Source organism: Streptomyces sp. NPDC043952, from assembly GCF_056435325.1.
Window position 1 is genome coordinate 12,263 of record NZ_JBWKES010000047.1, and the last position, 18,719, is coordinate 30,981.

At 72.8% G+C, this 18,719-nt stretch carries 14 protein-coding genes; 11 read left to right on the plus strand and 3 right to left on the minus strand.

Translation table 11 applies throughout. The features are described 5' to 3' along the window. Nucleotides 1-124: 124 nt before the first annotated feature. Nucleotides 125-1,888 carry a hypothetical protein gene (locus AC069R_RS31545; protein ID WP_478770149.1) on the minus strand — a complete coding sequence of 588 codons (1,764 nt, stop codon included), beginning with the start codon at nt 1,886-1,888 and terminating at the stop codon, nt 125-127. Between the two features lie 204 nt (nt 1,889-2,092). Here AC069R_RS31545 and AC069R_RS31550 point away from each other — a divergent pair, with 204 nt between their 5' ends. The 4 genes from AC069R_RS31550 (at nt 2,093) to AC069R_RS31565 (ending at nt 4,834) form a co-directional block, all read left to right on the plus strand. Beyond that, complete coding sequence (locus AC069R_RS31550) at nt 2,093-2,500, plus strand: cell division protein SepF (RefSeq protein ID WP_397983557.1); 408 nt, start codon at nt 2,093-2,095, stop codon at nt 2,498-2,500. Nucleotides 2,501-2,632: 132 nt separating this feature from the next. Then, a complete protein-coding gene (locus tag AC069R_RS31555; protein WP_478770171.1) occupies nt 2,633-3,835 on the plus strand; it encodes an AAA family ATPase in 1,203 nt (400 codons plus the stop codon). Beyond that, nucleotides 3,819-4,151, plus strand: a complete 333-nt coding sequence (locus AC069R_RS31560; RefSeq protein WP_397983555.1) for a nucleotide pyrophosphohydrolase — start codon at nt 3,819-3,821, stop codon at nt 4,149-4,151. The genes AC069R_RS31555 and AC069R_RS31560 overlap by 17 nt, the downstream gene beginning before the upstream one ends. Before the next feature lie 182 nt (nt 4,152-4,333). Further along, the gene (locus tag AC069R_RS31565; protein ID WP_397983554.1) at nt 4,334-4,834 is read left to right on the plus strand and encodes a DUF6099 family protein; all 501 of its coding nucleotides are present in this window, start codon (nt 4,334-4,336) and stop codon (nt 4,832-4,834) included. Between the two features lie 96 nt (nt 4,835-4,930). Here the strand turns inward: AC069R_RS31565 and AC069R_RS31570 are convergent, their stop codons facing one another. Next, nucleotides 4,931-5,854 carry an LLM class F420-dependent oxidoreductase gene (locus AC069R_RS31570; RefSeq protein WP_478770150.1) on the minus strand — a complete coding sequence of 308 codons (924 nt, stop codon included), beginning with the start codon at nt 5,852-5,854 and terminating at the stop codon, nt 4,931-4,933. Nucleotides 5,855-5,957: 103 nt separating this feature from the next. Between AC069R_RS31570 and AC069R_RS31575 the strand changes: the two genes are divergently transcribed. The 5 genes from AC069R_RS31575 (at nt 5,958) to AC069R_RS31595 (ending at nt 14,178) form a co-directional block, all read left to right on the plus strand. Next, nucleotides 5,958-7,421: a 3' terminal RNA ribose 2'-O-methyltransferase Hen1 gene (locus tag AC069R_RS31575; protein ID WP_478770151.1), complete on the plus strand. Its 1,464-nt coding sequence runs from the start codon at nt 5,958-5,960 to the stop codon at nt 7,419-7,421. Beyond that, nucleotides 7,418-9,958 carry a polynucleotide kinase-phosphatase gene (locus AC069R_RS31580; protein WP_478770152.1) on the plus strand — a complete coding sequence of 847 codons (2,541 nt, stop codon included), beginning with the start codon at nt 7,418-7,420 and terminating at the stop codon, nt 9,956-9,958. Before AC069R_RS31575 ends, AC069R_RS31580 begins: the two co-directional genes overlap by 4 nt. 248 nt (nt 9,959-10,206) lie before the next feature. Further along, nucleotides 10,207-11,430, plus strand: a complete 1,224-nt coding sequence (locus tag AC069R_RS31585) for an arginine deiminase (protein WP_397983550.1) — start codon at nt 10,207-10,209, stop codon at nt 11,428-11,430. A gap of 88 nt (nt 11,431-11,518) precedes the next feature. Continuing rightward, complete coding sequence (argF, locus tag AC069R_RS31590) at nt 11,519-12,529, plus strand: ornithine carbamoyltransferase (protein ID WP_478770153.1); 1,011 nt, start codon at nt 11,519-11,521, stop codon at nt 12,527-12,529. A gap of 185 nt (nt 12,530-12,714) precedes the next feature. Beyond that, nucleotides 12,715-14,178, plus strand: a complete 1,464-nt coding sequence (locus AC069R_RS31595; protein WP_478770154.1) for an amino acid permease — start codon at nt 12,715-12,717, stop codon at nt 14,176-14,178. Here the strand turns inward: AC069R_RS31595 and AC069R_RS31600 are convergent. Continuing rightward, on the minus strand, nt 14,138-14,641 hold the full coding sequence (locus AC069R_RS31600) for an ATP-binding protein (protein ID WP_478770155.1): 504 nt from the start codon (nt 14,639-14,641) through the stop codon (nt 14,138-14,140). The two genes, AC069R_RS31595 and AC069R_RS31600, sit on opposite strands and share 41 nt — an antisense overlap. 307 nt (nt 14,642-14,948) lie before the next feature. Between AC069R_RS31600 and AC069R_RS31605 the strand changes: the two genes are divergently transcribed. Both AC069R_RS31605 and AC069R_RS31610 read left to right on the plus strand, forming a co-directional pair. Beyond that, nucleotides 14,949-15,776, plus strand: coding sequence for an enoyl-CoA hydratase family protein (locus tag AC069R_RS31605; protein ID WP_397983546.1), 828 nt, complete (start codon nt 14,949-14,951; stop codon nt 15,774-15,776). 462 nt (nt 15,777-16,238) lie between these two features. Continuing rightward, nucleotides 16,239-18,521: a bifunctional salicylyl-CoA 5-hydroxylase/oxidoreductase gene (locus AC069R_RS31610; protein WP_478770172.1), complete on the plus strand. Its 2,283-nt coding sequence runs from the start codon at nt 16,239-16,241 to the stop codon at nt 18,519-18,521. The last annotated feature ends 198 nt before the right edge of the window (nt 18,522-18,719 follow it).

Consider the following 18,719-nt stretch of genomic DNA (forward strand, 5'->3'; position numbering starts at 1 on the left):
TTTTTTTGTGTTTTTCCCCCTCCTCTCCCCCTCCCCCCCCCCCCCCCCCCCCCCCCCCCCCCCCGCACCCCCCCCCCCCCCCCCCCCCCCCCCCCCCCCCCCCCCCCCCGTCGCGGGGCGGCGTTCAGCCCTTGACGCGCAGCTCGGAGGGGCGTACGTCCCTGGTGGAGAGCGTCTGGGGTCCGCCGGTGAAGGCGCGCAGCCGCAGCCGGGCGTTCCGCTTCCCCGGAAGCGTGAAGCGGCCGGTGGGGGCGCGCAGTTCGACGCTCGCCGTGCCGTGCGCCGGGATGGTGGCCGGGCCGTGGGCGAGCAGCCAGTAGCGGCTCATGCCCTGGCCGGTGGTGAGCATGTAGTGCGGGGTGAGCGCCTCGTCGCCGGTGTTGGCGACGTTCAGGGTCACCGCGGCGATCGCGCCGGGCGCGAGAGGCCGTACCGCCGCGATGTCCATCCGCAGCGGCGGGCTTCCGGTGGCCGCGAGGACCGCGCTGATCAGCGCGGGCGCGAGCAGCACCGGGACGGCGGCGAGCCGGGCGGGCCTGCGCGCCGGGCCCGCAAGGAAGCGCGGCCGGGGCTGCCAGGCGCCCGCGAACTCCGGCAGGGGCGCGGTGACCGCCGCCGCCAGCCACAGCGGGGTCATCATCAGGTAGTAGCCGTCCTGCGAGCGCGTCGCCAGGAAGAACGCGCACCAGGGCAGCACGGTCGCGGCCGGTCCGAGGCGCCGCACGAACAGCACGAACAGGGCCAGCAGGGCGGCGGCCAGCAGCATGCTCGCGTGCCCGTACCAGTCGAGCCGGTCGCTGCCGTGGGTGAAGTACAGGGAGACGCCGACGATGCCCTGGCCGTGCAGCACGGCGCCCTGGGTCAGCGGCAGCACGATGCCGCGCAGCCACGGTCCGGGCTCGGTGACGATGAGATAGGCGTCGGCCAGCAGGAAGGCCAGGACGGCGATCCCGGTGATCCGCAGCACCACGCGCGCGGCCGCCCGGCCGCCCAGCTCGCCCCGGCGCACCGCGTAGATCCCGGCGAGCAGGAACGGCGCGACGAACCAGGGGAGTTGCTGGGCCGCGCAGGCCGCGCCGAGGCAGCCGGCACGGGCGATTCCGGAGGCGCCCAGCCGGCCGCGCGCGCCGAGCCGGGGCCAGCGGACCACCACCGGGATCAGCAGCGCGAGGGCGAGGATCGCCGGGTAGCCCTGGCGGCCGTAGCTGGTCAGCAGACCGGAGCCGAGGCAGACCAGCGTGACCGCCGACCGCCACTGCGCCGGGACCATCCGCCACAGCGCGATCGTGCCCGCGATCAGCGCGAGGGTGGCCACCGCCGTCGCCGGGGCGCCGCCGTGGCCCAGCCACAGGAACGGGACGGTGAGCAGTGGCGCGAGCGGGGGATAGCCGTACGTGTAGTCGTACCCGCCGGTCGTCGTCGCGGTCAGGGCGACGCCCCTGATGCGGAACAGCCAGGGCCAGGGATGGTCGTACATCTGGTGCCCGTGGACGAGTTCCCTGGCGGCCTGCGTGGTCAGGAGCGCCTCGTCGCCGCCGCCGTGGTTCAGCGCCCAGCCGCACAGGGCGAGGGTGACCGCGGTCGCCAGCACCACCAGGTCCAGGCGGGCCAGCGAACGGGCCCGGCGGACAGTGAGCGCGAGGACGCCGGTCACCAGGATCGCCGCGTAACAGAGGGAGATGACCCCGGCGAGGACGAGGCGGTGCGTGGCCGCCTGGGTCCACAGGGAGCGGGTGCCGATGAAGAGGCTCACGTCGGCCAGGAGCGTGAGGACGCGATGCCACTGCGCCGGGCCGCCGGGCGCCCCCGCGCGCGGTCCGGGTACGGCGGACACCGCCGACTGCGTCCGCCGGCCGGGCGTCACCTGCTGTGTTTCTGCCAAGTGCACGGGACCGGACGCTAGCGGCGGTGCGTGACCGGTGCGCGACCAGCGGTGAAGAGTCCGGTATGAGGGCGGTAAGAAGCGGGCATATTCGCACATCTGGCCAAGATTGGGGCGGTGTTCGCGCCGGCGGACCGATCGCTTCCGTGTCGCTGTGTGTCGCTGTTGGGCCGAACGGGTGACTTGGCGTAAGAATTGGCTGGTGCAGGCATGGAAAGCGAGTCAGGTCGGGGGGAGCCGGTGAGCCGTTACGACGTCACCGATGAACAGTGGGAAGGGCTCGCCCAGGTCGTGCCACTACGGGGCCGCGACGCGTGGCCCTCCGCGGTCAACCACCGCTCCCTCCCGGACGACGAGACCGAGACCCGGCGCCGCTTCGTGGTCCTGCGGGTCAACGTCTTCGCCGACGCGCGCGAGGTCGCCGAGACGGTGATGGCGGGCGCGCCCGTCCTCCTCGACCTGTCCGGCGCCGAGGGCGATGTCGCCAAGCGCGTCCTCGACTTCAGCACCGGCGTCGTCTTCGGCCTGGGCAGCGGGATGCACCGGGTGGACCGCAACGTCTTCCTGCTGACGCCGCCGGGCACGGAGGTCAGCGGGCTGATGGAGGGGACGGCGTGAGCCGGGGCCCCCGCGTCGCCCCACCGGGTGAAGCCGGGTCCCCGTTGTTGCCGTGAACGCCCCCGAACGTGGGAACATCCGCCGGGTAAACGGTTCGCCCCCTCGGCGGAGCCCTACGTTCCGGGCATGGCCATGCCTTTCGCGTCCGCCGAGCCGCCGGTGGTCGAGGCGCTCGGCGGGACCGCCGCGCCGGAGCCTCCCGAGCCCCCCGACGTACGGCCCCGGATCACCGAGCTGCGGCTGTCGGCGTTCGCCGGACACCGGGGCGCGGGCTTCCCGCTGGGGGCGGTCACGGTGTTCGCGGGCCCCAGCGGATCAGGGAAGACGACCGCGCTGGCCGCGTACGAGGCACTGGCCCGGCTCGCCGGAGGCGCGCCGCTCGTGGAGGCGTTCCCCGATCCGGCCGCCTGCGTCCCCGAGCGGGCCCGCCCCGACGGCGAGGGGCGGCGGGGCTTCCGGATCGGCTGCACGGCCGACGGCGCCGAGGGCCCGGTCCGGCTCGACCTCGCCGTACAGGCCGAACCGCAGCCGCGGATCGTGGGCGAACGGCTGACCGCGGGCGAACTCGTCCTGCTCCAGACCGCGTTACGCGACCCGGAGCGCCGCGCCGTCCAGGCCGCCTGGCACACCGCGGGCACCGCACCGGTGACCCGCGCGCCGCTGCCCGACGACCGCCTCGGCACCGCCCTGCTCCCGCTGCGCGTGGCCGGCAAGACGGACGGACAGCGCAGGGTGCTGGCCGCCGCCGAGCAGATAGTCGTCGCCCTGCGCTCGGTCTTCGTCTGCGACCCCCGCCCGGACTGCATGCGCACCCCCGTGCCCACCGGCTCCGGCCGCCTGATGCCCGGCTGCGACAACCTCGCCGACGTGCTGTGGCGCACCCGCGCCGAGTGCGCCCGCCGGCACGGCCGGCTGGTCGAGGCGCTGCGCGCGGGCTGCGCGGGCCCGGTGGACGACCTGATCGCCGAACCGCTCGCCGGCGGCACGGTGCGCGCCCTGCTCGACCGCGGCGACGGCCACCGCACCCAGCTGGCCCGGCTCGGCGAGGGCGAACTGCGCTACCTGGCCCTCACGCTGGTGCTGCTGACCGGCCCCGGTGTGCTGGCCATGGACCCGCCCGGCGAGGTCCCCGACGCCCTGCGCTGCCTCACCGTCCTCGCCGACGGCTTCGACCGCTCCCTCGACCCGGCCCAGCGCCGGTCCCTGCTGCGCCTCGCGGCCGCGATGGGCGGGCACGGGCACATCCGGCTGGTCGCGGCGGTGCAGGACGCCTCCTGGTGCGCGGGGGCCGAGGGCGTCACAGTGGTACACCTGAAGGGTGACGGAACACCCTGACCTCCCCCGACTCCAGCGCAGGCTCACCGAGTTCGCCGCCGCCCGGAACTGGGGGCAGTACCACACCCCCAAGAACCTCGCCTCCGCGCTGAGCGTGGAGAGCTCCGAACTGGTCGAGATCTTCCAGTGGTTGACCCCCGAGGAATCGGCTCGGGTGATGTCCGACCCGGCCACCGCGCACCGCGTCCGCGACGAGGTCGCCGACGTCCTCGCCTACCTCCTCCAGTTCTGCGCGGTCCTGGACATCGACCCGCTGACCGCCCTGTCCGAGAAGATCGACCGCAACGAACACCGCTTTCCGGCGCCCGGAGACTGACAACAGGCGGACGCCCTGGTTCCGTTATCACTCTCCGAAGTCAATTCACCTGCCGAATCCGAATTGTTGTCCCCAGATTTCGGGCTTCCTCTAGCTTTTCGCACCAACGACCCTCACTCTGGGTAGTGGACAGGAGAGTCAGTGAACGTACGAGCGAGTGCGTGAAGGGACGGGGGCGACGGATGGACGCGGTACGACTCATCCTCACCAGCAGGAGAGCCCTGGCGAACGGCGCGGACACACGTGAGTTGATGGCGGAGGTGTGGCAGGCACAGGCCCTCGCCCAGGCGATCGGCAGCAGGCTCGCGGTCTCCGGACCGCCGGAGCTGCGCGGCGAGGCGCTCGGGCTGACCGAGCTGGCGGGCCGGGGCTGCGGCGCCCTCGACCCGCCCGAACTGGACCCCGGCGATCTGCGCGCCGCCCAGCTCACCCGGCTGGAGGACGCCCGCGAGACCCTGCTCTGCCTCGGCGGACTGCTCGGCGAGGTCGGCATGGCCCTGGTCGGCATGGCCAGCGCCGCGGCGGACGAGACGACGTACTGGCAGTGCATGGAGGCGATCGATGCGGCCGACGAGTCCCGCGACCGCGTCCGCGAGATGCTGCGCAAGCTGGCCGCGCGCGAGGAGGTGACCTCGGCGAACGACAACCAGCGCAGCCCCTTCGGAGGCGCACCCTGCGCGTAGCCGCCGCGCGGGGTGACGTACGACGGTTCGCGCCACGATCCCGCATCGGGCGCGCGGCACCGCCCGCGGGGCGACGGTGCCGGCGCCGGCCGGACCTCAGCCGAGCTGCGGCATGACCTCGGACGCGATCAGTTCCAGGTGGGCCAGGTCGTCCAGGTCCAGCAGCTGGAGGTAGACCCGCCGCGAACCCACCGCCGCATAGCGGCCCAGCTTCTCCACGACCTGAGCCGGGGAGCCCGCGAGACCGTTGGCCTTCAGCTCGTCCACCTCGCGGCCGATGGCCTCCGCCCGCCGCTTGACCTCGGCGTCGTTCTTGCCGACACAGACGACCAGCGCGTTGGAGTACACCAGGTCGTCACCCTTGCGCCCGCGCTCCTCGGCCGCCGCCCGCACCCGGCCGAACTGCCGCTCGCTGTCCTCCACGGAGGCGAAGGGGATGTTGAACTCGGTGGCGTACTTCGCCGCCAGCGCCGGAGTGCGCTTGGCGCCGTGACCGCCGATGAGCACCGGCACCCGGCGCTGCGCCGGCTTCGGCAGCGCGGGGGAGTCCTGCAACCGGTAGTACGAGCCGTCGTAGCTGAACCGCTCGCCGACCGGCGTCTCCCACAGCCCGGTGACGATCGCCAGCTGCTCCTCCAGCCGCCCGAACTTCTCCTTCGGGAACGGAATGCCGTACGCCTTGTGCTCCTCCTCGTACCACCCCGAGCCGAGGCCCAGCTCCACCCGGCCGCCGGACATCTGGTCGACCTGCGCCACCTGGATGGCCAGCACGCCGGGGAGGCGGAAGGTGCCGGCCGTCATCAGGGTGCCGAGCCGGATGCGGCTGGTCTCCCGCGCGATGCCGGCGAGGGTGATCCAGGCGTCGGTGGGGCCGGGCAGCCCGTCCACGTTGCCCATGTGGAGGTAATGGTCGGAACGGAAAAAGGCGTCGTAGCCGAGTTCCTCGGCGGTCTGGGCGACGCGCAGGAGCGTGTCGTAGGTCGCGCCCTGCTGGGGTTCGGTGAAGACTCGGAGATCCATACGTCCATCATGCATGCCGTTGCGTACGCAACCACGCAGAAGGCCGCCGAGCGGCGTGAAAACCGGTGGTCAGCGGGGTGACCGGAGCGCCAGACTCGGACATGTGTTCCTGACGATCTCCCTCAGCGGCGACGCCGCCAACCCGGCCACCGACCTCGGGTACCTGCTGCACAAGCACCCGGACAAATCGCAGCGCTTCTCCACGTCCTACGGCACCGCGCACGTCTTCTACCCCGAAGCGGAGGACGCGCGCTGCACGGCCGCCCTGCTGCTGGAGACCGATCCCGCGGCGCTGGTGCGGCGCGGCAAGGGCAAGGGCCGCGGCGGCGCCCCCGACGCGGCACTCGCGCAGTACGTCAACGACCGCCCCTACGCCGCCTCCTCCCTCCTCGCCGTCGCGCTGAGCGCCGTCTTCTCCAGCGCCATGCGCGGGGTGTGCGCCGCCCGCCCCGAGCGGGCCGCCGCCCCACTGCCGCTGCGCATCGAGGTCCCGGCCCTGCCGGCCCGCGGCGGCGCGCCGCTCGTCCACCGGCTGTTCGAGCCGCTGGGCTGGCGCGTGGACGCCCAACCGGTGCCGCTGGACAGCGAGTTCCCGCAGTGGGGCGACTCGCGGTACGTCCGGCTCGTGCTCGAATCCGGGACGCTGACCCTCGCCGAGGCGCTGCGCCACCTGTACGTCCTGCTGCCGGTCCTCGACGACGCCAAGCACTACTGGGTCTCCGCCGACGAGGTCGACAAGCTGCTGCGGGCCGGCGAGGGCTGGCTGCCCGGCCACCCGGAGCAGCAGCTGATCACCAGCCGCTATCTCTCCCGCCGCTGGTCGCTGACCCGGCAGGCGCGCGAGGCGCTGGAGCTGGTGCGGCTCGCCGAGGCCGACGACAGCGAGGTCGAGGCGATCGACAACGCGGTCGGCGAGGAGACCGAGGCGGAGGAGAAGCCGACCCCGCTCGCGGTCCAGCGCCGGGACGCGATCGTCACCGCGCTGCGCGCCCGCGGCGCCGCCCGCGTGCTCGACCTCGGCTGCGGACAAGGGCAGTTGGTGCAGGAACTGCTGAAGGACGTCCGCTTCACCGAGATCGTCGGCGTCGACGTGTCGGTGCGGGCGCTCACCATCGCCTCCCGGCGGCTCAAGCTCGACCGCATGGGCGAACGGCAGGCGTCCCGCGTCCGGTTGATACAGGGCTCGCTCGCCTACACCGACAAGCGGCTCAAGGGCTACGACGCCGCCGTGCTCAGCGAGGTCGTCGAACACCTCGACCTGCCCCGGCTGCCCGCCCTGGAGTACGCCGTGTTCGGGCACGCCCGCCCCCGCACGGTCGTCGTGACCACCCCGAACGTCGAGTACAACGTCCGCTGGCAGACCCTGCCCGCCGGACACGTCCGGCACGGCGACCACCGCTTCGAGTGGACCCGCGCCGAATTCCGCACCTGGGCCGCCGAAGTCGCCGAACGGCACGGCTACGACGTGGAGTTCGCGCCCGTCGGCCCCGACGACCCCGAGGTGGGACCGCCCACCCAGCTGGCCCTGTTCACCATCCGCGCCGAGAAGGAGGCGAAGGCGGCATGACCGCAACACCTGACGGACGGGTCCTCCCCGTCACCGACCTCTCCCTCGTGGTCCTCGTCGGCGCCTCCGGCTCCGGCAAGTCCACCTTCGCCCGCCGGCACTTCAAGCCCACCGAGGTGATCTCCTCCGACTTCTGCCGCGGCCTGGTCAGCGACGACGAGAACGACCAGGGCGCCTCCCGCGACGCCTTCGACGTCCTGCACTACATCGCCGGCAAGCGGCTCGCCGCCGGGCGCCGCACCGTCGTGGACGCCACCAGCGTGCAGCAGGACAGCCGCCGTCAGTTGATCGAACTGGCCAGGCAGTACGACGTGCTGCCCATCGCCATCGTCCTGGACATGCCGGAGGAGGTGTGCGCCGAGCGCAACGCGGCCCGCACCGACCGCGCCGACATGCCGCGCCGGGTCATCCAGCGGCACATCCGCGAACTGCGCCGGTCCTTGCGGCACCTGGAGCGCGAGGGCTTCCGCAAGGTGCACGTGCTGCGCGGCGTCGAGGAGGCCGAGAGCGCCACCGTCGTCACCGAGAAGCGCTTCAACGACCTCACCCACCTCACCGGCCCCTTCGACATCATCGGCGACATCCATGGCTGTTCCGCCGAACTGGAGTCGCTGCTCGGCAAGTTGGGCTACGTGGACGGCGTCCACCCCGAGGGCCGCACCGCCGTCTTCGTCGGCGACCTCGTCGACCGGGGCCCGGACTCGCCGGGCGTGCTGCGCCGCGTGATGTCGATGGCCGAGGCCGGCCACGCGCTGTGCGTGCCGGGCAACCACGAGAACAAGTACGGCCGTTACCTCAAGGGCCGCAAGGTCCAGCACACCCACGGCCTCGCCGAGACCATCGCCCAGATGGAGGGCGAGAGCGAGGAGTTCCGGGCGCGGGTGCGGACGTTCCTCGACGGGCTGGTCAGCCACTACGTCCTCGACGGCGGCAAGCTCGTCGTCTGCCACGCCGGGCTGCCCGAGAAGTACCACGGCCGCACCTCCGGCCGGGTCCGCTCGCACGCGCTGTACGGCGACACCACCGGCGAGACCGACGAGTTCGGGCTGCCCGTGCGCTACCCGTGGGCGGAGGACTACCGGGGCCGGGCCGCGGTCGTCTACGGCCACACCCCGGTGCCGGAGGCGACGTGGCTCAACAACACCATCTGCCTGGACACCGGCGCCGTCTTCGGCGGCAAGCTGACCGCGCTGCGCTGGCCGGAGCGGGAGCTGGTCGACGCACCGGCCGAGCGCGTCTGGTACGAGCCGGCGCGCCCGCTGCGCGCCGAGGCACCCGGCGGAGCGGACGGACGCCCGCTGGACCTCGCCGACGTGCGGGGGCGCCGGGCGGTCGAGACCCGGCACGCCGGCATGGTCGCGGTCCGCGAGGAGAACGCGGCGGCGGCCCTGGAGGTCATGAGCCGCTTCGCGATCGACCCGCGCCTGCTGCCGTACCTGCCGCCGACCATGGCGCCGACGGCCACCTCCGCGGTGGACGGCTACCTGGAGCACCCGCGGGAGGCGTTCGCGCAGTACGCGGCGGACGGGGTGGCGCGGGTGGTGTGCGAGGAGAAGCACATGGGCTCGCGGGCCGTGGTCCTGGTGTGCCAGGACGCGGCGACGGCGGCGAAGCGGTTCGGTGTGGAGGGGCCCACGGGCGCGCTGTACACCCGGACCGGGCGCCCCTTCTTCGACGACGAGCCGATGACGGAGGAGATCCTCGCCCGCCTGCGCACGGCCGTCTCGGACGCCGGTCTGTGGTCTGAACTGGACACGGACTGGCTGCTGTTGGACGCCGAGCTGATGCCGTGGTCGCTGAAGGCGGCGGGCCTGCTGCGCAGCCAGTACGCGGCCGTCGGAGCGGCGGCCGGGGCGGTGTTCCCTGCCGCGCTGGCGGCGCTCAAGGCGGCGGCGTCGCGCGGCGCGGAGGTGGGCGAGCTGCTGGACCGGCAGCGCGAACGCGCCGCGGACGCCGCCGCGTTCACCACCGCCTACCGCCGCTACTGCTGGCCCACCGACGGCCTCGCCGGGGTGCGCCTCGCCCCCTTCCAGATCCTCGCCACCGAGGGGCGCAGCCTCGCCGCGCTCCCGCACGACGAGCAACTGGCGCTGCTGGACCGGCTGGTGGAGCACGACGGCACCGGCCTGCTGGCCACCACCCGCCGCCTGTACGTCGACACGGGCGACCCCGAGTCGGTCGCGGCGGGCGTCGACTGGTGGCTGGAGATGACCGGCCGCGGCGGCGAGGGCATGGTGGTCAAGCCCCTCACCGCCCTGGCCCACCGCCCGGACGGCCGCCTGGTCCAGCCCGGCATCAAGTGCCGGGGCCGCGAGTACCTCCGGATCATCTACGGCCCCGAGTACACCCGCCCCGACAACCTCGACCGCCTGCGCCGCCGCTTCCTCAACCACAAGCGCTCCCTCGCCCTGCGCGAGTACGCCCTCGGCCTGGAAGCACTGGACCGGCTGGCCGCGGGCGAGCCGCTGTGGCGGGTGCACGAGGCGGTGTTCGGGGTGCTGGCACTGGAATCGGAACCGGTGGACCCACGGTTGTAGGCAAACGGTCGAAGGACAACGGCCGTGGGCCAACCAGCGTTTGCCTACGCGCGTTGGCCCACCTCCGTTGGCCCACCTCCGTTGGCCCACCTCCGTTGGCCCACCCCCGTTGGCCCACGCCCGTTGGCCCACGCCCGTTGGCCCCCGGCCCCCGCCCCAACCGCACAAACGAATAGAAGTCGCAACAACCGCGCCCCGAAATGGCCCACGCACGGGTGAATCCAGTCCCCGGTGGTCAGGATGGTCACATGGGATTCCATGTCGACTCCGAGGCCGGGCGGCTGCGCCGCGTCATCCTGCACCGGCCCGATCTCGAGCTCAAAAGGCTCACCCCCAGCAACAAGGACGCCCTCCTCTTCGACGACGTCCTCTGGGTGCGCCGGGCCCGCGCCGAGCACGACGGGTTCGCCGATGTGCTGCGCGACCGGGGCGTCGCCGTCCACCTCTTCGGCGATCTGCTGGTCGAGACCCTGGCGCTGCCCGAGGCCCGCACCCTGGTCCTGGACCGCGTCTTCGACGAGCGGGAGTACGGCCCCCTCGCCACCGCCCATCTGCGCGCCGCCTTCGAGAACCTGCCCGCGCGGGAGCTGGCCGAGGCCCTCGTCGGCGGCATGACCAAGCGGGAGTTCCTGGCGGCGCACGCCGAGCCGACCTCCGTCCGCTTCCATGTGATGGAGCTGGACGACTTCCTCCTCGCCCCGCTGCCCAACCACCTCTTCACCCGCGACACCTCCGCCTGGATCTACGACGGGGTCGCCATCAACGCCATGCGGCTGCCCGCCCGGCAGCGCGAGACCGTCCACTTCGAGGCGATCTACCGGCACCACCCGGTCTTCCGTGAGGAGCGCTTCCACCTCTGGTCCGAGGGTCAGGCCGACTACCCCTCCACCATCGAGGGCGGGGACGTCCTGGTGATCGGCAACGGCGCGGTCCTCGTCGGGATGAGCGAGCGCACCACCCCGCAGGCCGTGGAGATGCTCGCGCACAAACTGTTCGCGGCCGGCTCCGCCCGGACGATCGTCGCGCTCGACATGCCCAAGCGGCGCGCCTTCATGCACCTCGACACGGTGATGACGATGGTCGACGGCGACACCTTCACCCAGTACGCCGGGCTCGGCATGCTGCGCTCGTACACCATCGAGCCGGGGGCGGGCGAGAAGGAGCTGAAGGTCACCGACCACCCGCCGGAGCACATGCACCGCGCGATCGCCGCCGCACTCGGGCTCGGCGAGATCCGGGTGCTGACCGCCACCCAGGACGTGCACGCGGCCGAGCGCGAGCAGTGGGACGACGGCTGCAACGTGCTCGCCGTCGAACCCGGCGTCGTCGTCGCCTACGAGCGCAACTCCACCACCAACACCCATCTGCGCAAGCGGGGCATCGAGGTCATCGAGATTCCGGGCAGCGAGCTGGGGCGGGGCAGGGGAGGCCCCCGGTGCATGAGCTGTCCGGTGGAACGGGATCCTGTGTGAGGAGGCGCACCGGGCGGGGCTGCATAAATTTACTAGCGCTCGTATAGAATTCCAGAGTTCCTGTCAGTCGTACCCCTGGAGCGCCCTCATGGCGACAGTCCCGACCGCCCTCGCCGGCCGCCACTTCCTCAAGGAGCTGGACTTCACCGGGGAGGAGTTCCGCGGCCTGATCGAGCTGGCCGCCGAGCTGAAGGCCGCCAAGCGGGCCGGGGCCGAGGTCCAGCACCTCCGGGGCCGCAACATCGCGCTGATCTTCGAGAAGACCTCGACGCGCACCCGCTGCGCGTTCGAGGTCGCGGCCGCCGACCAGGGCGCCCATACGACGTACCTGGACCCGTCCGGCTCACAGATCGGGCACAAGGAGTCCGTGGCGGACACCGCCCGCGTGCTCGGCCGGATGTTCGACGGCATCGAGTACCGCGGCGACAGCCAGGCCAAGGTGGAGGAACTGGCCGCGTTCGCCGGCGTGCCCGTCTACAACGGCCTCACCGACGACTGGCACCCCACCCAGATGCTGGCCGACGTGCTCACCATGTCCGAGCACTGCGCCAAGCCGCTGACAAAGACCGCCTTCGCCTACCTCGGCGACGCCCGCTTCAACATGGGCAACTCCTACCTGGTCACCGGCGCCCTGCTCGGCATGGACGTACGGATCGTGGCGCCCGAGCAGTACTGGCCCGACCCCGAGATCGTGGCCCGCGCCCGAGAGCTGGCGAAGACCAGCGGCGCGGTGCTCACGCTGACCGAGGACATCGCCGGGGGCGTGCGCGGTGCCGACTTCGTCGCCACCGACGTCTGGGTCTCCATGGGCGAGCCCAAGGAGGTCTGGGCCGAGCGGATCAAGGCACTCGCGCCGTACGCCGTGACCATGGACGTGCTGCGCGCCACCGGCAACCCGGACGTCCGGTTCCTGCACTGCCTGCCCGCCTTCCACGACCTCGGCACCAAGGTCGGCCGGGAGATCCACGAGGCGTACGGCCTGACCTCACTGGAGGTCACCGACGAGGTGTTCGAATCGGCGCACTCCGTCGTCTTCGACGAGGCCGAGAACCGGCTGCACACCATCAAGGCCGTGCTGGTCGCCACACTCGGCCGCTGACCCTGGTAACCGCCCCCGACCAGGGATTATCCTGACCCGCGGCCTCGCGACCACCCACGTGGCGGGGCCACTGGCGCGACCGTCGTCCCGTCGCTCGCACCCGCGACGCATCCCGTCGCACCCGCCGCTCGCACCGGCGGTCGTCATCCGGCCGCCCGCACCACCAGAAACGAGCACCACCCGCAATGCCCGCTCCTCGCATCAAGTCCCCCCACCTGCTCGTCGCCGAATCCGGCGCCGACCGCGAGGGACACGGCCTGCAGCGCACGATGGGCCTCTTCCAGCTCATCTGCTTCGGCGTCGGCGCCATCGTCGGCACCGGCATCTTCGTCGGCCTCTCCGACTCCGTCGCCCAGGCCGGCCCCGCCGTCGTCGTCTCCTTCGTCCTCGCCGCGATCACCTGCGTGTTCACCGCCTTCTCCTTCGCGGAGCTGGGCGGCGCGATCCCGGTCTCCGGCTCCTCGTACTCCTTCGCCTACGCCGGTCTCGGCGAGTCCACCGCCTTCCTGGTCGGCTGGTGCCTGCTCCTGGAGTACGGCATCTCCATCTCGGCCGTCGCGGTCGGCTGGAGCCAGTACGTCAACGAGCTGCTGCACAGCCTCGTCGGCTGGCAGCTGCCCGCCGTGCTGTCGGCGGGTCCGGGCGACGGCGGCATCGTCAACCTGCCCGCGGTGCTCGTGATCGCCATGGCCTCCGTGCTGCTGGTGCGCGGCGTACGCGAGAGCGCCGGCGCGACCGCCGCCATGGCCGCCGTCAAGCTGGTGATCCTGATCGCCTTCTGCGCCATCGGCTACAGCGCCTTCAAGCACGGGAACCTCACCCCGTTCTCCCCGGCCGGCCTCGGCGGCATCGGCGCGGGCACCACCGCCGCGTTCTTCTCGTACATCGGCTTCGACGCGATCACCACCGCCGGCGAGGAGGCCAAGAACCCCCGCCGCGACATCCCCGTCGCGATCATGGTCTGCATGGGCATCGTGACGCTGCTGTACTGCGCGGTCGCGCTCGCGGCCATCGGCGCCATCGGCGGCAAGCAGGTCGCGGGCCGCCCCGCCGCCCTGTCCTACGTCGTCAACGAGGTCACCGGCTCCACCATCGGCGGCGGCGTGATCGCCTTCGGCGCGGTCGTCGCCATCGCCTCCGTGGTCCTCGCGGTGATGTACGGCCAGACCCGCATCCTCATGTCGATGTCCCGCGACGGCCTGATCCCGCGCGTCTTCGAGAAGGTCTCCCCGAAGACCTCCACGCCGGTCGCGGGCACGCTGATCGTCGCCGTCGTCTTCGCCCTCCCGGCGGCCTTCGCCTCGCTCGACGCGGTGATGAACCTTTGCACCATCGGCACCCTCGCGATCATGGCCGTGGTGAACCTCGCGGTGATGACCCTGCGCCGCCGCGAGCCGGGCCTGAGCCGCAGCTTCCGCGTCCCGCTCTACCCGGTGGGCCCGCTGCTCGGCATCGCCTTCTGCCTGTACCTGATGTACGAGACCGGCTGGCACACCTGGCTCCAGTTCGCGGTGTTCCTCGCGGTGGGCTTCGCCGTGTACGCCGCCTACGGGCGCCGGCACTCCACGCTGGGCCGCGACCTGGCCGCCGCGGCGGACCGGGCCGGTGTCACAGCGGACGGCGCGGAGCGGGAACCGCAGGAAGCGTGAACCACACCGCCTTGCCCTCCGGGGTGGGGCGGTGTCCGCAGGCGGCGCTCAGGGCGCGGATCAGCAGCAGCCCGCGCCCGCCCTCCTGCCACAGGTCGGGCTCCTCCAGCACCGGCCGGGTCAGCCCGCCGGGCGGCGCCGGGTCGGGGTCGTGCACCTCGACCTGGCAGCCGGTCGGCAGCAGCTCCACCACCAGCTCTATCGGACCCCGGCCCGCGGTGTGCTCCACCGCGTTGGCCACCAGCTCGGCCGTGAGCAGCTCCGCCGTGTCGCGGTCGGCCGCGTGCTCCACCTCGGAGAAGGCCGAACGCACCAGGGCACGGGCCGCCGGCACCGCCGCGGTGGTGTGCGGCAGTGCCATGCGCCAGGAGGCCGACCAGCGGGGCGTCGCGAAGTGACTCGACGAGGGGCGGTGGCCGGGCGACGGGCGGGCGGGGCGTTCGTGCAAGGCGAGTCCGTTCATGGAGCAGGCTGTCCTGCTTTCGACTGTAGGAATGGTACGGGCCCGGTCGTCCGAAACGGCCGGCGGCCCGCACCGGAGGCCGTCGCCCCCGGTACCGGACGCCCTACCCCGCCCGGCGCCCCGCCTCGCCCGCCGGAGCCCGCTGTTACGGCGCTGGAGCAGACCGGTGACAGTCGGCACGATCCGGCCGGAAGACGCCCTCCGCCTTCCCGGTCTGTCGCGCACTCGTGACGACAGTCACAAACAAGTGATAGCTTCGAGGGACCGCGCAACGTACGGCACCGCCGCCCAAGGGAGGCCGCACGTCATGAGTCCCTTCACCGGCTCCGCCCGCCGCACCGCCGACTGGGAGCATCTGCGCCTCCGGATCGCCGACGGGGTCGCCACGGTCACGCTCGCCCGCCCCGACAAGCTCAACGCCCTCACCTTCGGCGCCTACGCCGACCTGCGCGACCTGCTGGCCGAGCTGTCCCGCGAGCGCGCGGTGCGCGCCCTGGTGCTGGCCGGCGAGGGGCGCGGGTTCTGCTCCGGCGGCGACGTGGACGAGATCATCGGCGCCACCCTCGCCCTGGACACCGCCCAGCTTCTCGACTTCAACCGGATGACCGGCCAGGTGGTACGGGCGATCCGCGAATGCCCGTTCCCGGTGATCGCCGCCGTCCACGGGGTCGCGGCGGGTGCCGGCGCGGTCCTCGCCCTCGCGGCCGACTTCCGGGTGGCCGACCCGAGCGCCCGCTTCGCCTTCCTCTTCACCCGCGTCGGCCTGTCCGGCGGCGACATGGGTGCGGCCTATCTGCTGCCCCGCGTCGTCGGCCTCGGCCACGCCACCCGCCTGCTGATGCTGGGCGAGCCGGTCCGCGCCCCCGAGGCCGAGCGGATCGGCCTGATCAGCGAACTGACCGAGGAGGGCCACGCCGACGAGGCCGCGGGCGCGCTGGCCCGCCGCCTGGCCGACGGGCCGGCCCTGGCCCACGCCCAGACGAAGGCGCTGCTGACTGCGGAGCTGGACATGCCGCTGGCCGCGTCGGTCGAACTGGACGCGGCGACGCAGGCGCTGCTGATGAACGGCGAGGACTACCGGGAGTTCCACGCGTCCTTCACGGAGAAACGGCCCCCCAAGTGGCAGGGAAGGTGACCCTTCATGCCGACGTCAGGCGCACCGACCCCAGCGCCGCGGAGCCGTGGCCGAGATGCGTCCACCGCCGCGCGGGCGCGACAGGGCACGGTGGCCGCGCAGCTGCCTGAGCGGGTGGGTCAGGGCACGGTGGCCGCGCAGCTGCCTGAGCGGGTGGGTCAGGGCACGGTGGCCGCGCAGCTGCCTGAGCGCGCGGGTCAGGGCACGGTGGCCGCGCAGCTGCCTGAGCGCGCGGGTCAGGGCACGGTGGCCGCGCAGCTATCTGAGCGCGCGGGTCAGGGCACGGTGGCCGCGCAGCTGCCTGAGCGGGTGGGTCAGGGCACGGTGGCCGCGCAGCTGTCTGAGCGGGTGGGTCAGGGCACGGTGGCCGCGCAGCTGCCTGCGCGGGCGGGACAGGCCACGACGGTCCCGCACCCGCCCGAGCGGACGCGGCAAGTCTCGGCGCTCCCGCGCCCGTCGGCGGTGGCCGGCCACCCGCCGCGCATCGCGATCATCGGCGGCGGTCCCGGCGGCCTGTACGCCGCCGCCCTCCTCAAACGCCTCGACCCCGCCCGTGAGGTCACCGTCTGGGAGCGCAACGCCCCCGACGAGACCTTCGGCTTCGGCGTGGTCCTCTCCGACGAGACCCTGGGCGGCATCGAACACGCCGATCCGGTCGTCTACGAGGCACTGCAACAGCACTTCGTCCGCTGGGACGACATCGACATCGTCCACCGCGGCACCCGCCACACCTCCGGCGGCCACGGCTTCGCCGCCCTCGGCCGGCACCGCCTCCTGGAGATCCTGCACACCCGCTGCCAGGACCTCGGCGTGCGCATCGAGTTCCGCACCCAGGCCCCACCGGTCAGGGACCTCACCGCCGCGTACGACCTGGTCATCGCTGCCGACGGGGTCCACAGCGCCACCCGCGAGACCTACGCCGACGTCTTCCGCCCCCAGATCACCGGCCACCGCTGCCGCTACATCTGGCTCGCCGCCGACTTCGCCTTCGACTCCTTCCGCTTCGAGATCGCCGAAACCGAGCACGGCGTGATGCAGCTGCACGGCTACCCGTTCTCGCCGGACGCCTCCACGGTCATCATCGAGATGCGCGAAGAGGTCTGGCGGGCGGCCGGGTACGACGAGATGGACCCGCGCGAATCGACCGACCGCTGCGCCAAGGTCTTCGCGGAGGCGCTGCGCGGCCGTCCCCTGCGCTCCAACAACTCCGCCTGGACGACCTTCCGTACGGTGGTCAACGACCGCTGGTCGCACGGCAACCTCGTGCTGATCGGCGACGCCGCCCACACCGCCCACTTCTCCATCGGCTCCGGCACCAAACTGGCCGTCGAGGACGCGCTGGCGCTCGCCGCCTGCCTGCGCGAACAGCCGGACGTACCGGCCGCGTTGACGGCGTACGAGGCGGAACGCAAGCCCGTCGTCGCCTCGACCCAGCGGGCCGCGCGGGCGAGCCTGGAATGGTTCGAGAACGTGCGCCGGTACCGGGACCAGCCGTCCCGCCAGTTCGCCTTCAACCTGCTCACCCGCAGCCGCCGCGTCACCCACGACAACCTCCGGCTGCGCGACGCCCGCTTCACCGAGTCCGTGGAGCGCGAGTTCGGCTGCCCGCCCGGCACGCCCCCGATGTTCACCCCGTTCCGGCTGCGCGGCCTGACCCTGCGCAACCGGGTCGTCGTCTCGCCGATGGACATGTACTCGGCCATCGACGGCGTGCCCGGCGACTTCCACCTCGTCCACCTCGGCGCCCGTGCGCTCGGCGGTGCGGCGCTGGTCATGACCGAGATGGTGTGCGTGAGCGAGCAGGGCCGCATCACCCCCGGCTGCGCCGGCCTCTACACCGGCCGCCAGGCGGAGGCGTGGCGGCGGATCACCGGCTTCGTGCACCGGCAGGCACCGGGCACGGCGATCGGCGTGCAGCTGGGCCACTCGGGCCGCAAGGGCTCGACCAAGCTGATGTGGGAGGGGATCGACGAGCCGCTGCCGAGCGGCAACTGGCCGATCGTGGCCCCGTCCCCGCTGCGCTACCGCCCGGACAGCCAGCTTCCCCGCGAACTGACCCGCGCACAACTCACCGACATTCGCGAGCAGTTCACCTCGGCCGCCTGGCGCGCCGCCCGCGTCGGCTTCGATCTGCTCGAACTGCACTGCGCCCACGGCTACCTGCTGTCCAGTTTCCTGTCCCCCCTCACCAACCGCCGCACCGACGCGTACGGCGGCTCACTGGAGCGGCGCCTGCGCTTTCCGCTGGAGGTCTTCGACGCGGTTCGCTCGGTATGGCCCGCCGAACGGCCGATGACGGTCCGCGTCTCCGCCACCGACTGGGCCGAGGGCGGCACGAGTGCCGAGGACGCGGTGGAGATCGCCCGCGCCTTCGCCGCGCACGGCGCCGACGCGATCGACGTCTCCACCGGCCAGGTCGTCTCCGACGAGCGGCCGGAGTTCGGCCGCTCCTACCAGACCCCGTTCGCCGACCGCATCCGCCACGAGGTCCGGGTCCCGGTGATCGCCGTGGGCGCGATCTCCTCCTGGGACGACGTCAACTCCCTGATCCTGGCGGGCCGCACCGACCTGTGCGCCCTGGGCCGCCCCCACCTCTACGACCCCAACTGGACCCTGCACGCCGCCGCCGAACAGTCCTACACCGGCCCCGGCATCCACTGGCCCACCCCCTACCTCGCCGGCAACCGCCGCCCCCAAACCGGCCGCACCGACACCCCCAAACCCCGCCTGTCCCTGGACGACTGATCCCACCTCCGCTCCAGCAGCCGGACCCCGAGCACCGGAAAACGCCACAGGGGGCAGGGGGCAGGGGGCAGGGGGACGGCGGACGATGGCAGCCCTGAAGACCGTCCCCGCAGACACGGGGAACACCAGCTCGCGGGCCCGGCCTCCTACCGATTCTCGGAACCACCCCCGCAGGCGCGGGGAGCACGGAGACGACGT

Coding starts and splice junctions, on each gene's coding strand:
- AC069R_RS31600 (WP_478770155.1), bottom strand. CDS start 14,641: ATGAACGGACTCGCCTTGCACGAACGCCCCGCCCGCCCGTCGCCCGGC.
- AC069R_RS31570 (WP_478770150.1), bottom strand. CDS start 5,854: ATGGATCTCCGAGTCTTCACCGAACCCCAGCAGGGCGCGACCTACGAC.
- AC069R_RS31605 (WP_397983546.1), top strand. CDS start 14,949: ATGAGTCCCTTCACCGGCTCCGCCCGCCGCACCGCCGACTGGGAGCAT.
- AC069R_RS31565 (WP_397983554.1), top strand. CDS start 4,334: ATGGACGCGGTACGACTCATCCTCACCAGCAGGAGAGCCCTGGCGAAC.
- AC069R_RS31595 (WP_478770154.1), top strand. CDS start 12,715: ATGCCCGCTCCTCGCATCAAGTCCCCCCACCTGCTCGTCGCCGAATCC.
- AC069R_RS31555 (WP_478770171.1), top strand. CDS start 2,633: ATGCCTTTCGCGTCCGCCGAGCCGCCGGTGGTCGAGGCGCTCGGCGGG.
- AC069R_RS31550 (WP_397983557.1), top strand. CDS start 2,093: ATGGAAAGCGAGTCAGGTCGGGGGGAGCCGGTGAGCCGTTACGACGTC.
- AC069R_RS31585 (WP_397983550.1), top strand. CDS start 10,207: ATGGGATTCCATGTCGACTCCGAGGCCGGGCGGCTGCGCCGCGTCATC.
- AC069R_RS31580 (WP_478770152.1), top strand. CDS start 7,418: ATGACCGCAACACCTGACGGACGGGTCCTCCCCGTCACCGACCTCTCC.
- argF (WP_478770153.1), top strand. CDS start 11,519: ATGGCGACAGTCCCGACCGCCCTCGCCGGCCGCCACTTCCTCAAGGAG.